The organism is Cupriavidus sp. CPT47-8839-RL05A, from assembly GCF_058792255.1.
In genome coordinates this window covers 150,949-163,347 of record NZ_JBYTEG010000008.1, presented here as the reverse complement: position 1 = coordinate 163,347, position 12,399 = coordinate 150,949, and the positions used below count along the sequence as shown (strand labels likewise).

Below are 12,399 nucleotides of genomic sequence, written 5' to 3'. Positions count from 1 at the left end.
TTGCCGTGCTCCGCGACAGGCATGGACGTTGCCATTCATTCCCCCTTCCGGTAGTACGACTGCAACATGACCCGGGTCGCCGGGTTAGCGCCAAAGCCGACGGCCGTGACGCGGAAGATGTATGCGCCCTCGCTCGCGCCTGGCGACATGTCGCTGATCGGCTCGATGATGTAGCGCGGCAAGGCCGCAGGCAGCAGCCCGCCTGTCGCGGTCGGGAACCTGCGGCCGGTGAAGGTGCCGTAGGCGGTGGTGCGTGCGTTGGCGCCCGTCTGGCTGAAGTCAACGGCAAGCCAGTTCGGCGTGCCGTCGAGCACCGGGTCGCACAATCCCTGGAAGGGTGAGGCGCCGGTCACGCCCGTATTGCAGCCCGCCACGAACGGCAGCACATTCATCGTGGTGCCGGAGAAGATGGCCGACCGGCTGGTTGGGGCGGAAACACCCTGGATGTCGATTTCTGCATCCAGCAAGGCTGCCTCGGCCGCTTGCTGAGCCAGGTCCCGGTCGCGCTGGTTCGATGCCATGCGCTTGCTGCCAATGGCCAGCCGGGCACCGGCGATGGCGATGACGCTGATGATCAGCAGCATCACCAGGGCGGTGATCAGCGCGATGCCACGCGGGCTGGGGTGCGCGGTGCGGACGTTCATGTCGGCGAGCAGGTGGTGCAGGTGGCCATGTTCCGGAGCTGTACGGTGACGGTGTACAGGCGCCGCATCCGCTGCAGTTGCGTGGCCGGCGTGAAGGACGTGTCGTTGCCCGGTGAGCCCGGGAACAAGCGCCCGAACAGGCGAAAGGTTGGTGGATCCTGAGGCGATGCGCTGGCGGTATCGCCCATCAGCACCATGGCCATCTTTATGGCGACGACGTTCTGCCAGGTGGTGGGCAGGGCCAGCACCTCGGTGGCCGACAGGAAGCGGTCCGGGGTCTGGTCGAAATTCGTATCCACGCCGTAGAGCACCTGGAAGACTTCGACGCCTGAGATCAGCGAAACAGCCTGATATGCTGCCGTGCCGGCCGTGAGGATTTCCTTGTTGGCGGCGTCCCGTGGACGATAGCCACACATCAGCTGAGGCATGCCGCTGGCATCGTTGCTGACATAGAAGACCGCCATGCCGCGCGCGAGGTCTGCGTCTTCCCAGGCCTGCGGCTCGGCGACGCCATTGCCGGAGCAGTCGATCATGCTGTTGTCCGGAACGGTGCGGTCCTGCTGTGTGCCGGAGCCGAAGAAGCGGACCTGCAGCACGTCGCTCTTGTTCACGGCGCCCGCCTGGGCTGGACACGCGAGGTTTTGCGCCGGATTGCCGAGGTCTTGCGTGGGGGCGCCGCAGCTGTCGAGCCCACTGATGGTCGGCGACAGGCTCGTGGTGGTGAGCATGACGCCTCCAGGGCTGGGCGCCGGTGGCCCGCTGGCGCCGGGCGAGGCCGCGGCGCTGTTGCCCGCATAGTTGCTCCAGGCGGCCTGGCGCACGATCCGCACCACGGTATCCACCGCAAAGCGGCCTTTCTCATCCAGCGCAGTGGTGTCGTCGATGCTGTTGTAGTTGGCTCGCCCGGTCAGGTAGAGCGCCGCGGCAGCCATGATCAGGAGCAGGCTCAGCGTCATCGCCACCATCAGCTCCACCAGCGACAGCCCCAGTTGACGATGCCGACCGGCGTTGGGATACGTCCTGGCGTTGCGCATGTCAGTTCACCGTACCCTGCGTGGCCACGATGACCACCTGGGGGCGCGTGCCCATATCGGACATGTCGACCCGTGCCGCGACCGTTTTGGCTGCAAGCCGGGAGATCCAGCCGATCTTGATGACTATCGGGGCGTCGTCCGCGCGGCCAGTGGCCGAGGGCGTGCATCCCCATGAGAAGCCGGTGGCCTGGTCGTAGGCGACCATGTCCCGGCAAATCACGGCGCGTCCGCCAGGCAGGCCTGTGCTGACACGTTCCCAGAACTCGGCGACATCGAAATCCGCCAGTTGCTGCGCGCACCCGGCCGCCGTGCCCGGGCAGGCGACAGCGTACGGGCTGTTTGCCGCCGTGAGCGCAGGCGGCTGCCCGCTGGCCGTGTCGATGAAGTAGCGGTTCGGGGTGATGGCTTCCGCCGCCGCGCCGGTTTGCGAGACGGCCGGATTGGCACGCATGCGCTCGGCCATCTCGGTGGCCAGCTGCATGGCAGTGGTGTCGTAGGAAGCTTGTTGCGTGAAGCGGGATGAATTCAGCAGCAGGCTGGCGACGCCGAGCACGCCAACCGCCAGAACGACAATTGCCACCAATGCTTCGAGCATGGCAAAGCCGGCTGCCCCGCGGCAGCGTTGACCCATTCTGACCCCCGTCAAAAGACGTCCGACTTCGTTAACTTCTTTTTTTTGGTCTGCAATCCCGGGCCCTTTTAATATGCGACAGCGGGCCTTGCGGAAATGCAACGGGGATTAAACAACGATTTTGTTACTTTTGCTACCCCTTCCGAGGGGTGGACGCCGCAAACTCATCCAGCACGTCGCGGAATTCCGACACGTCCTCAAAGCTCCGGTACACCGAAGCAAAGCGGATATACGCGATCTTGTCGAGCTTGCGCAATTCGCGCATCACCAGTTCGCCGACCTGGCTGCTTGGGATTTCTTTCTCTCCCAGTGCCAGCAGCTTTTCTTCGATGCGGGTGATGGCTTCGTCGATGGCTTCGGCCGAGACCGGGCGCTTGCGCAGCGCCAGGCGCATGGAGTCCTTCAGCTTGGCGCGGGTGTAGTCCACGCGCGAGCCGTTTTTCTTGACGATGGCGGGGAAGAACAGCTCGATCCGCTCATAGGTGGTGAAGCGGCGGTCGCAGGCTTCGCAGCGGCGGCGCCGGCGCACGGCATCGCCGTCTTCCGACATGCGCGTGTCGAGTACCTGGGTATTGGAATGACCGCAAAAGGGGCATTTCATGCCGGACCACCTTCAGTTGAACCCCGTCGCCTTGTCCGTGTTGTCGTTCTGCGGAGGCGGGGCGGGTTGGCGAGGCCCGCAAGCCGGTGCCCGAGGACGCCGGCTTGCGGAGCTGCCGGCCGCTCATGCGAAATCCGCATGGGCGGCCTCGATGCATCAGCCGTAGACCGGGAAACGCTTGGTCAGGGCTGCCGCCTGCTCGCGCACGCTGGCGATATTGGCGGCGTCGTGCGGGTTGTCCAGCACATCGGCGATCAGGTTGCCGACGATGCGGGCTTCTTCTTCCTTGAAGCCGCGCGTGGTCATGGCCGGCGAGCCCAGGCGGATGCCCGAGGTCACGAACGGCTTTTCCGGATCGTTGGGGATGGCGTTCTTGTTGACGGTGATATGCGCCTCGCCCAGGATGCGCTCGGCTTCCTTGCCGGTGATGTTCTTGGCGCGCAGGTCGACCAGCATCACGTGGCTTTCGGTGCGGCCCGAGACGATGCGCAGGCCGCGCGCGATCAGGGTCTCGGCCAGCACGGCGGCGTTCTTCACCACTTGCTGCTGGTATTCCTTGAACTCGGGCGTCAGCGCTTCCTTGAAGGCGACGGCTTTGCCGGCGATCACGTGCATCAGCGGGCCGCCCTGGATGCCGGGGAAGATGGCCGAGTTGATGGCCTTCTCGTGCTCGGCCTTCATCAGGATCACGCCGCCGCGCGGGCCGCGCAGGCTCTTGTGCGTGGTGGTGGTGACGAAGTCGGCGTGCGGCACCGGGTTCGGGTAGACGCCCGCGGCGATCAGGCCGGCGTAGTGGGCCATGTCGACCATGAAGTAAGCGCCGATCGACTTGGCAACCTTGCTGATGCGCTCGAAGTCGATGCGCAGCGCGAAGGCCGAGGCGCCGGCGATGATCAGCTTGGGCTTCTTCTCCTGGGCCAGCTTTTCCAGCGCGTCGTAGTCGATGTCTTCCTGGGCGTTCAGGCCGTAGCTGACCACGTTGAACCACTTGCCGCTCATGTTCAGGGCCATGCCGTGGGTCAGGTGGCCGCCTTCGGCCAGGCTCATGCCCATGATGGTGTCGCCCGGCTTGAGCACGGCGAAGTACACGCCCTGGTTGGCCTGCGAGCCCGAGTTGGGCTGCACGTTGGCGGCTTCGGCGCCGAACAGCTGCTTGACGCGGTCAATGGCCAGCTGCTCGACGACGTCGACGTACTCGCAACCGCCGTAGTAGCGCTTGCCGGGGTAGCCCTCGGCGTACTTGTTGGTCAGCTGCGAACCCTGGGCGGCCATCACGGCCGGCGAGGTGTAGTTCTCGGAGGCGATCAGCTCGATGTGGTCTTCCTGGCGCTGGTTCTCCTGCTGGATGGCGGCAAAGACCTCGGGGTCGATCTGGTCGATCGTAAAACGGCTGCGTTCGAACATGGCGAAACTCGTCTGAAAAATAGGGAATCCGATTCACGCATCGGGGATAGGGCGCGCGGGGAAGGCTAGCGGCGACCAGCACCGGCGGCTCGTTGTAACCGTCGGTGCAGGGCGCACCCTGCTTCCCATTCGCTGCCCAGGCGAGCGGCAGGCGCAAGCAACTTCACGCCTAGGCGTGCTGAACGTTACGCGAACGCGCAATGAACGTCACGCCAGAGAACTTGCGCTTCCTCGTGGTAGTGCCCACTGACTTCGCCAGTCGCGCAAGATGGAATGGTTGCGCGCAGTGTAGCGCGAGGCGGGCGCCCGCCGCAAGCCGTCGGCCCCGCCAGGCAAGCACTGGCAAGGGCTGGCCAGCAACTTGCTGTTGCAAAGTCGTCATGCGGGTTTACACGAAACCGCTATCGCTCTCCGTTACAATCGCGGCCATGACAAACTTTGTCTGGACCCTGCGGGTGTACTGGGAAGACACCGACGCGGGCGGCGTAGTGTTCTACGCCAACTACCTGAAGTTCTTCGAGCGCGCCCGCACCGAGTGGCTGCGTGCGCTCGGCATCGAGCAGCAATCGCTCGCCGACGAGGCGGGCGTGGTCTTTATCGTCCGCAGCACGGCGGTGGACTACAATGCGCCCGCCCGGCTGGATGACCAGCTCGAAATCCGCACGCGCATCGACCGGGTCGGCCCGGCGTCGGTCCAGTTCACCCAGGAAGCCTGGCGTGGCGAGCTGATGCTGGCCTCTGGCGCGATCCGTGTTGGGTGTGTCGATCGAAGCACTTTCCGTCCCGCCCCGATTCCCGACCCCGTTCTAGCTACCATCAAGTCCGCACGATGAATCCCGTGACCGTCACGCAAGACATGTCGATCGTAACGCTGGTGCTCCACGCCAGCCTGCTGGCACAGGCCGTCATGGCGCTGTTGCTCGTCATGTCGCTGTTTTCGTGGACCTATATCTTCCGCAAGCACCTGGCGCTGCGCTCGGCGCGCACCCAGACCGAGGGGTTCGAACGCGACTTCTGGGCCGGCGGCGACCTGCAGGCGCTATATAACAGTGCCGTCAACAACCGCCACAACACCGGCGCGCTGGAGCGGATCTTTGAATCCGGCATGGGCGAGTTCCTGAAGGCGCGCGAGCGCGGCAACGAAGCCGGCGCGCTGCTCGATGCGGCCCGGCGCGCGATGCGCGCGGCCTACCAGCGCGAGATGGATGTGCTGGAATCGCATCTGCCGTTCCTGGCGTCGGTGGGTTCGGTGAGCCCGTATATCGGCCTGTTCGGCACGGTCTGGGGGATCATGAACGCTTTCCGCGGCCTGTCGAATGTGCAGCAGGCGACGCTCGCATCGGTGGCCCCCGGGATTGCCGAGGCGCTGGTGGCGACCGCGATCGGCCTGTTTGCTGCCATTCCTGCCGTGATCGCCTACAACCGCTATGCCACGGAGATCGACCGCCTGGCGATCCGGTTCGAGAGCTTCATGGAGGAGTTCCTGAACATCCTGCAACGGCAGGCGCGTTAACTGCAACGTATCGAATCTAATCCAGACGGTCCGGGCGCAAGCCCGGGCCGGCGTTTCCAGGAGTCCTGCAATGGCAGCCATTCAGCGCCGCGGCGGCTCGCGCCGCCGGGCCAGCGCCGACATCAATGTCGTGCCGTACATCGACGTCATGCTCGTGCTGCTGGTCATCTTCATGGTGGCGGCGCCGATCGTGAGCCCCGCCACCGTCGACCTGCCCACCGTGGCCAACGCCACGCCGCAGCAGAAGGCGCCGCCGATCGTGGTCACCGTGCACGAGAGCGGCCAGCTGACCGCGCGCGGCAAGGACAGCGCCGGCAATGCCTTCGAGCGCAAGCTCGACAAGCAGGGCCTGCTCGACTTCGTGCACCAGCGCCAGAACGAGAATCCCGACCAGCCGGTGGTGATTGCCGCCGACCGCGCGGTCAAGTACGAGGCGGTGCTGGACGTGATGTCGATCCTGAAAGCCGACGGCGTCAAGCGCGTCGGCCTGATGGTCAAGTCCAAGACCTCCTGACGCATTGAAGCGCCTATCTGATTGCCGTTGCGCCTGATGAAGACCGTCGCCGCCTATCCCTACCAGCCGGTCAAGGAGCGGGGAACCCTGCGTTCCTTCCTGTTCGCGCTCTTCATGCACATGCTGCTGGCTGTCGTGCTGTACTACGGCGTGCGCTTGCAGAGCAGCACCCCCGTCGGCGCCGAGGCCGAGCTGTGGGAAGAGATTCCGGCCGCCACCGCGCCCCCGCCGCCGCCGCCGCCGGAGCCGGAGCCGGTGGTGCAGCCGCGCCCGGCCCCGCCGCTGCCCGAGGTGAAGAGCAAGGTCGAGGACGACGCCGACATCGCGCTGGAGCGCCAGAAGCGCCGCGCCGAGGCGGCGGCGCGCGAAGAGGCCGAGCGCAAGCAGGCGGCTGCCCGCAAGGAAGCCGAGCGTAAAGAAGCGGAACGCAAGGAAGCTGCGCGCAAGGAAGCGGAGCAGCGCGAGGCCGAGCGCAAGGAAGCCCAGCGCAAGGACGACGCGAAGAAGAAGGCAGCGCAGCAGGAACAGCAGCGCAAGGAACAGGCCGAGCGCAAGGAAGCAGAACGCAAGGAAGCGGACGCCAGGGCCAAGGCCCAGGCGGACGCCAAGGCCAAGGCTGACGCCGAGAACAAGGCCAAGGCCAAGGCGGATGCCGACGCCAAGGCCAAGCGCGAGGCTGCGGCCAATGCCCAGCGCAAGAGCGAGCTGGCGCGCCTGCAGGCGCTGGCCGGCGGCTCCGGCGCGGGCGGCGGCGGCGTGGGCAGTACGGCCGGCGCGGGTGCCGGCGGCGGTGGCAAGGCGTCGCCGGGCTATGCCGACCGCGTGCGCCGCCGCGTCAAGCCGAATATCGTCTTTGGCGAGGACGTGCCGGGCAACCCGACCGCGGTGGTGTCGGTGCAGCTGGCGCCGGATGGTTCGCTGCTGTCGGCGCGGCTGTCCAAGTCCAGCGGCAACTCGGGCTGGGATAATGCCGTGCTGCGCGCGGTGGAACGTTCCGACCCGCTGCCGCGTGATGAGAACGGCAAGGCGCCGGCCAGCTTCACCATTACCTTCCGGCCGAAGGACTGAGTGGCCTGGGCGGCATGATTTGCAACATAATGCAACCTTCATCGCCGGGTCTTGGTCCCAGCGCTAGCATGACAGGTTGCCTGACGCGGCCGGCAGTGTGCGATACGCACGCAGACGGGGCATGCGCCACGCGCTGCAATGCCCATTTGCCCGTGTTGCCGATTGCCTGCCGTGCCCGACGAAACTTGAAATCGACTGAGGAGCAGCATGCGAAAGCTTTGGGCCCCCAACTGGCTGTCCGCGAGGCGGCACAACGCAACCCAACCCGAATCCCAACGCGCCATCGGCCGGCATCCGCTGGCCGGCCGCCGCGCGCTGATGGCCTGGCTGGCCGCGGCGATGACGATGGCAGCCGGCGCCGCGCACGCGCAACTCAACGTTGAGATCTCCGGGGTCGGGTCCAGCCAGATCCCGGTTGCGACCGCCAACTTCCAGGGCGAGGCCCAGTCCCCGCAGAACCTGACCGCGATCATCCGCGCCGACCTGGCGCGCAGCGGGCGCTTGCGCAATGTCGATCCGGGCGGCGCCACGGTGGCGGAATCCGCCAATGTCGACCTGGGCAGCTGGAAGTCGCGCGGCGCCGATGCCTTCGTCGCCGGCAGCGTGACTCCGGCCGCCGGCGGCAAGTATGAGGTCCGCTTCCGCCTGTACGACACCGTCAAGGGCCAGAGCCTGGGCGGGCTTGCCTTTACCGTCAACCAGTCCCAGTTGCGCGTGACCGCGCACAAGATCGCCGACTACATCTATGAAAAGCTGCTCGGCGAGCGCGGCGTGTTTGCCACGCGCCTGTCCTACGTGTCGAAGGTCGGCGGCCGCTACCAGCTGCTGATTTCCGATTCCGATGGCCAGAACGCGCAGGTGGCCCTGACCAGCAACGAGCCGATCATTTCGCCGTCGTGGTCGCCGGACGGCGCGCGCGTGGCCTATGTCTCGTTCGAGGCCAAGAAGCCGGTGGTGTACGTGCACGACCTCGCCAGCGGCAAGCGCACCCTGGTATCGAACCAGAAGGGCAACAACAGCGCGCCGTCGTGGTCGCCTGATGGCCGGCACCTGGCGCTGGCGCTGTCGCGAGACGGCAATACCCAGGTCTACCAGGTCAATGCCGACGGCTCCGGCATCCGCCGTCTGTCGCGCAGCAGCGCCATCGACACCGAGCCGCAGTATTCTCCGGACGGCAAGAGCATCTACTTCACCAGCGACCGCGGCGGTGCGCCGCAGGTCTACCGCATGCCCGCTTCCGGCGAGGAAGGTGGCGGTGCGCAGCGTGTCACCTTCAAGGGCAGCTACAACGTCAGCCCGCGGGTTTCGCCAGACGGCAAGTACCTGGCGTACATCTCGCGCGCGGGCGGCTTCAAGCTGCAGCTGCAGGACCTGAGCAACGGCGACGTGACGTCGCTGACCGATACGGCCAACGACGAAGCGCCCAGCTTTGCCGCCAACGGCAAGTACATCCTCTATGCCACCCGCGTGGGCGGTCGCGCGGTGCTGGCGGCGGTTTCCACTGACGGGCGTACCCGGCAGGTTCTGTCCCTCCAGTCCGGCGATGTTCGCGAGCCGTCCTGGGGTCCTTTCATGCAATAACAGGAGTCATTCACCATGCCCCAACTGATGAGCAAAACCCTTGCCGTTGCCGCACTGCTGGCCCTTGGCGCCTGCAGCTCCGGCGTCAAGCTGGACGACACCGCCAAAGCCGGTGCCGGCGCGGGCACCGGTGCCGATCCGCGCGCAGTGACCCCGGTCACGGCCGCCGATCCGCTCAACGATCCGAACAGCCCGCTGGCCAAGCGCAGCGTGTACTTCGACTTCGACAGCTACTCGGTCAAGTCCGACTACCAGGGCATGCTGGGCGAGCACGCCAAGTACCTGGGCTCGAACAAGGGTCGCAAGATCCTGATCCAGGGCAACACCGACGAACGCGGCACCAGCGAGTACAACCTGGCGCTGGGCCAGAAGCGCGCCGAAGCCGTGCGCCGCTCGCTGGCTTCGATGGGCGTGCCCGACGGCCAGATGGAAGCCGTCAGCCTGGGCAAGGAAAAGCCCAAGGCCACCGGCCATGATGAAGCCTCGTGGGCCGAAAACCGCCGCGCGGACATCAACTACTGATCTCTGGACTGCCTTTCATGAAAGCACGCGTTTCCACCCTGTTGTGGCTCGCCGCCGTCGCCGGCGGCGGCATGCTGCCGCTGTCGCAGGCGCATGCCGGAGTGTTCGATGATGACGAGGCGCGCAAGGCGGTCATCAGCCTGCGCGACCAGTTCAACGGTTTCCAGGCAACCGCGACGCAGCGCATCGAGCAGAACAGCCGTACCACGCTCGACATGCAGAACCAGCTCGAGGGCCTGCGCCAGGAAGTGGCGCGGCTGCGCGGCCAGAACGAAGTGCTGCAGAACACGGTGGACACGCTGCAGAAGCAGCAGAAGGACTACTACGCCGACCTGGATGCGCGCCTGAAGAAATTCGAGCCGCAGCAGGTCACTGTCGAAGGCCGCGAAGGCCTGTCGCAGCCGGGCGAAAAGCCCGAATACGATGCCGCGCTCAAGCAGTTCCAGGCGGGCGACTTCAAGAGCGCCGGGAGTTCGTTCTCGGCGTTCGTCAAGAAGTACCCCCAGAGCCCGTACGTGCCGCTGGCGCAGTACTGGCTCGGCAACTCGCTGTATGCGCAGCGCGACTACAAGGGCTCCACCTCGGTGCTGCAGACCATGATCAATAACAACCCGACGCATCCCAAGGTGCCGGATGCGATGATCGCGGTCGCCAACAACCAGCTCGAGTCCGGCCAGAAGGCGGCCGCGCGCAAGACACTGGAGCAGGTGGTGGCCAAGTATCCGGGCACCGAAGGCGCGCAGGCGGCCAGCAACCGGCTGAAGACGTTGAAATAACACCGGAAGCGGCCGGTACGCCCGGTCCTGTCTGCAAGGCCCGCTTCGGCGGGCCTTTTTCTTGGGTCGCGCTAAAATACGCGATTCGCCTGAATCTTTTGCGCGCCGAGGCGGCGCGCTTCCCATCATGACCAAACGCGCCATCGTCCTGCTGTCCGGCGGACTAGACTCTGCCACCGTACTCGCCATGGCCCGCGCCCAGGGCTTCGAGACCTATGCGCTGTCGATGCGCTATGGCCAGCGCCACTCCTCTGAGCTGGAAGCTGCCAAGCGCGTGGCGGCCGCGCTGGGCGCCACCCGCCACGAGATCATCGACCTGGACCTGCGCCGCTTCGGCGGCTCGGCGCTGACCGACGACGCGCTGGCGGTGCCGACCGACGGCGCTTCCGACGGCATCCCGGTCACCTACGTGCCGGCGCGCAACACCATCATGCTGTCGCTGGCGCTCGGCTGGGCCGAGGCCGTCGGCGGGCGCGACCTGTTCTTCGGCGCCAATGCGGTCGACTACTCCGGTTACCCGGACTGCCGCCCGGAATACGTCGCGGCCTATGAAACGCTGGCCAACCTCGCCACCAAGGCCGGGGTCGAGGGCGACCGCTTCCGCGTGCATGCGCCCATCATCGACATGACCAAGGGCGAGATCATCCGCGCCGGCATCGCGCTGGGGGTGGACTACAGCCTGACGGTGTCGTGCTACCAGGCCGACGACGACGGCCGCGCCTGCGGCGTGTGCGATTCGTGCCGCATCCGCCGGGCCGGCTTTGAAGCCGCCGGTGTGCCCGATCCGACCCGCTACCAGGCCGCTGCCTGATCACAAGCCGACGTCCACGCCCCTACATGCCTGAAATCGACCTCGCCGCGCTCTCGCGCACCGTGCTGCTGAGCACGTTCGTCCTGACCTTCCTGTTTGGCGCCGTGCTGCAGCGCACGCACTTCTGCACCATGGGCGCGGTCTCCGACATCGTCAACATGGGCGACTGGAGCCGCATGCGCATGTGGGTGCTGGCGATCGGCGTGGCCATGATCGGCACCGGCGTGCTGGCCTGGACCGGCGCGATCGACCCTACCAAGACCATCTACACCGCCAGCAAGCTGGGCTGGCTGTCGGCGCTGGCCGGCGGGCTGATGTTCGGCTTCGGCATGGTGCTGGCGTCGGGCTGCGGCAGCAAGACGCTGGTGCGCATCGGCGCGGGCAACCTGAAGTCGCTGGTGGTCTTTGTCTTCCTGGGCCTGTCGGCCTACATGACGCTGCGCGGGCTGTTCGGCGTGGTGCGAGTGAATACCGTCGATGCGGTGGCGCTGACGCTGCCCACCACGCAAGACCTGCCGTCCATGCTGGCGCAGGGCACGGGGCTCGCGCGCGGCGCGCTGCAGCTGGGCCTGGGCCTGGCGCTGGGCGGCGTGCTGGTGGTGTGGGCGCTGGCGGGCCGCGGCTTCCGCTCGTTCGACAACCTGCTTGGCGGCATCGGCGTCGGGCTGATCATCGTGGCAATGTGGTATGTCTCGGGCCACCTCGGCTATGTAGCCGAAGACCCCAATACGCTTGAGGAACTGTTCGTCTCGACCAACAGCGGCCGCATGGAAAGCCTGAGCTTTGTCGCCCCCTATGCCTACACGCTCGACTGGCTGATGATGTTCAGCGACAAGAGCAAGGTGGTGACGGTCGGCATCGTCAGCGTGTTCGGCGTGATCGCCGGCGCGGCGGCCTATGCCCTGGCCACGCGCACATTCCGCTGGGAAGGCTTCGGCAATGCCGAGGACGTCGCCAACCATATGGTCGGCGGCATCCTGATGGGTGCGGGCGGCGTGACCGCGCTGGGCTGCACGGTCGGGCAGGGGCTGTCGGGCGTGTCGACCCTGGCGCTTGGCTCGTTTATCGCGCTGGCGGGTATCCTGGCCGGTGCAGTGCTGGCATTCCGCTACCAGATATGGCGTCTGGAGCGCATGGCCTGAGGAGCGTGCTTGACACATCGAGAACCGCATCCCTATAATCGCGGTTCTGTTTTTTCGGGTCGTTAGCTCAGTCGGTAGAGCAGCGGACTTTTAATCCGTTGGTCGCGTGTTCGAGTCACGCACGACCCACCAGTATTACGAAGGGCCTGTGGCGCAAG

At 66.2% G+C, this 12,399-nt stretch carries 14 protein-coding genes, 1 tRNA gene and 1 riboswitch; of the genes, 10 read left to right on the top strand and 5 right to left on the bottom strand.

Going from position 1 to position 12,399, the window contains the following annotated elements:
• Positions 1-35: 35 nt before the first annotated feature.
• The 5 genes from AC3WVS_RS11930 to glyA form a co-directional block, all read right to left on the bottom strand.
• Complete coding sequence (locus AC3WVS_RS11930) at positions 36-644, bottom strand: pilus assembly PilX family protein (RefSeq protein WP_492318796.1); 609 nt, start codon at positions 642-644, stop codon at positions 36-38.
• Positions 641-1,678 (bottom strand): PilW family protein, encoded by a 1,038-nt coding sequence (locus AC3WVS_RS11925; protein WP_492318795.1) that lies wholly within the window; start codon positions 1,676-1,678, stop codon positions 641-643. Before AC3WVS_RS11925 ends, AC3WVS_RS11930 begins: the two co-directional genes overlap by 4 nt.
• 1 nt (position 1,679) lies before the next feature.
• On the bottom strand, positions 1,680-2,309 hold the full coding sequence (gene pilV / locus AC3WVS_RS11920; protein ID WP_492318794.1) for a type IV pilus modification protein PilV: 630 nt from the start codon (positions 2,307-2,309) through the stop codon (positions 1,680-1,682).
• A gap of 133 nt (positions 2,310-2,442) precedes the next feature.
• Positions 2,443-2,910 (bottom strand): transcriptional regulator NrdR, encoded by a 468-nt coding sequence (nrdR, locus tag AC3WVS_RS11915; RefSeq protein WP_010813743.1) that lies wholly within the window; start codon positions 2,908-2,910, stop codon positions 2,443-2,445.
• A 156-nt stretch (positions 2,911-3,066) separates the two neighbouring features.
• A complete protein-coding gene (gene glyA, locus AC3WVS_RS11910; RefSeq protein WP_010813742.1) occupies positions 3,067-4,314 on the bottom strand; it encodes a serine hydroxymethyltransferase in 1,248 nt (415 codons plus the stop codon).
• A 127-nt stretch (positions 4,315-4,441) separates the two neighbouring features.
• A riboswitch (ZMP/ZTP riboswitch) is annotated at positions 4,442-4,587 on the bottom strand.
• A gap of 155 nt (positions 4,588-4,742) precedes the next feature.
• On the opposite strand from glyA, the gene ybgC reads away from it, so the two are divergent.
• The 10 genes from ybgC (at position 4,743) to AC3WVS_RS11860 (ending at position 12,373) form a co-directional block, all read left to right on the top strand.
• Positions 4,743-5,147 (top strand): tol-pal system-associated acyl-CoA thioesterase, encoded by a 405-nt coding sequence (gene ybgC / locus AC3WVS_RS11905; protein WP_010813741.1) that lies wholly within the window; start codon positions 4,743-4,745, stop codon positions 5,145-5,147.
• Positions 5,144-5,827, top strand: coding sequence for a protein TolQ (tolQ, locus tag AC3WVS_RS11900; protein WP_011615851.1), 684 nt, complete (start codon positions 5,144-5,146; stop codon positions 5,825-5,827). The genes ybgC and tolQ overlap by 4 nt, the downstream gene beginning before the upstream one ends.
• Before the next feature lie 70 nt (positions 5,828-5,897).
• Complete coding sequence (gene tolR, locus AC3WVS_RS11895) at positions 5,898-6,341, top strand: protein TolR (RefSeq protein ID WP_010813739.1); 444 nt, start codon at positions 5,898-5,900, stop codon at positions 6,339-6,341.
• A gap of 36 nt (positions 6,342-6,377) precedes the next feature.
• Positions 6,378-7,409: a cell envelope integrity protein TolA gene (gene tolA, locus AC3WVS_RS11890; RefSeq protein WP_492318793.1), complete on the top strand. Its 1,032-nt coding sequence runs from the start codon at positions 6,378-6,380 to the stop codon at positions 7,407-7,409.
• Positions 7,410-7,616: 207 nt separating this feature from the next.
• Positions 7,617-8,990: a Tol-Pal system beta propeller repeat protein TolB gene (tolB, locus tag AC3WVS_RS11885; RefSeq protein WP_492318792.1), complete on the top strand. Its 1,374-nt coding sequence runs from the start codon at positions 7,617-7,619 to the stop codon at positions 8,988-8,990.
• A gap of 15 nt (positions 8,991-9,005) precedes the next feature.
• Positions 9,006-9,512 carry a peptidoglycan-associated lipoprotein Pal gene (gene pal, locus AC3WVS_RS11880; RefSeq protein ID WP_340521164.1) on the top strand — a complete coding sequence of 169 codons (507 nt, stop codon included), beginning with the start codon at positions 9,006-9,008 and terminating at the stop codon, positions 9,510-9,512.
• Positions 9,513-9,529: 17 nt separating this feature from the next.
• Complete coding sequence (gene ybgF, locus AC3WVS_RS11875; protein WP_010813735.1) at positions 9,530-10,288, top strand: tol-pal system protein YbgF; 759 nt, start codon at positions 9,530-9,532, stop codon at positions 10,286-10,288.
• Between the two features lie 127 nt (positions 10,289-10,415).
• Positions 10,416-11,099: a 7-cyano-7-deazaguanine synthase QueC gene (gene queC / locus AC3WVS_RS11870; protein WP_492318791.1), complete on the top strand. Its 684-nt coding sequence runs from the start codon at positions 10,416-10,418 to the stop codon at positions 11,097-11,099.
• A gap of 26 nt (positions 11,100-11,125) precedes the next feature.
• Positions 11,126-12,241, top strand: a complete 1,116-nt coding sequence (locus tag AC3WVS_RS11865) for a YeeE/YedE family protein (RefSeq protein ID WP_492318790.1) — start codon at positions 11,126-11,128, stop codon at positions 12,239-12,241.
• A gap of 56 nt (positions 12,242-12,297) precedes the next feature.
• Positions 12,298-12,373 (top strand) — tRNA-Lys (locus AC3WVS_RS11860).
• The last annotated feature ends 26 nt before the right edge of the window (positions 12,374-12,399 follow it).

Coding starts and splice junctions, on each gene's coding strand:
- AC3WVS_RS11930 (WP_492318796.1), bottom strand. CDS start 644: ATGAACGTCCGCACCGCGCACCCCAGCCCGCGTGGCATCGCGCTGATC.
- AC3WVS_RS11925 (WP_492318795.1), bottom strand. CDS start 1,678: ATGCGCAACGCCAGGACGTATCCCAACGCCGGTCGGCATCGTCAACTG.
- pilV (WP_492318794.1), bottom strand. CDS start 2,309: ATGGGTCAACGCTGCCGCGGGGCAGCCGGCTTTGCCATGCTCGAAGCA.
- nrdR (WP_010813743.1), bottom strand. CDS start 2,910: ATGAAATGCCCCTTTTGCGGTCATTCCAATACCCAGGTACTCGACACG.
- glyA (WP_010813742.1), bottom strand. CDS start 4,314: ATGTTCGAACGCAGCCGTTTTACGATCGACCAGATCGACCCCGAGGTC.
- ybgC (WP_010813741.1), top strand. CDS start 4,743: ATGACAAACTTTGTCTGGACCCTGCGGGTGTACTGGGAAGACACCGAC.
- tolQ (WP_011615851.1), top strand. CDS start 5,144: ATGAATCCCGTGACCGTCACGCAAGACATGTCGATCGTAACGCTGGTG.
- tolR (WP_010813739.1), top strand. CDS start 5,898: ATGGCAGCCATTCAGCGCCGCGGCGGCTCGCGCCGCCGGGCCAGCGCC.
- tolA (WP_492318793.1), top strand. CDS start 6,378: ATGAAGACCGTCGCCGCCTATCCCTACCAGCCGGTCAAGGAGCGGGGA.
- tolB (WP_492318792.1), top strand. CDS start 7,617: ATGCGAAAGCTTTGGGCCCCCAACTGGCTGTCCGCGAGGCGGCACAAC.
- pal (WP_340521164.1), top strand. CDS start 9,006: ATGCCCCAACTGATGAGCAAAACCCTTGCCGTTGCCGCACTGCTGGCC.
- ybgF (WP_010813735.1), top strand. CDS start 9,530: ATGAAAGCACGCGTTTCCACCCTGTTGTGGCTCGCCGCCGTCGCCGGC.
- queC (WP_492318791.1), top strand. CDS start 10,416: ATGACCAAACGCGCCATCGTCCTGCTGTCCGGCGGACTAGACTCTGCC.
- AC3WVS_RS11865 (WP_492318790.1), top strand. CDS start 11,126: ATGCCTGAAATCGACCTCGCCGCGCTCTCGCGCACCGTGCTGCTGAGC.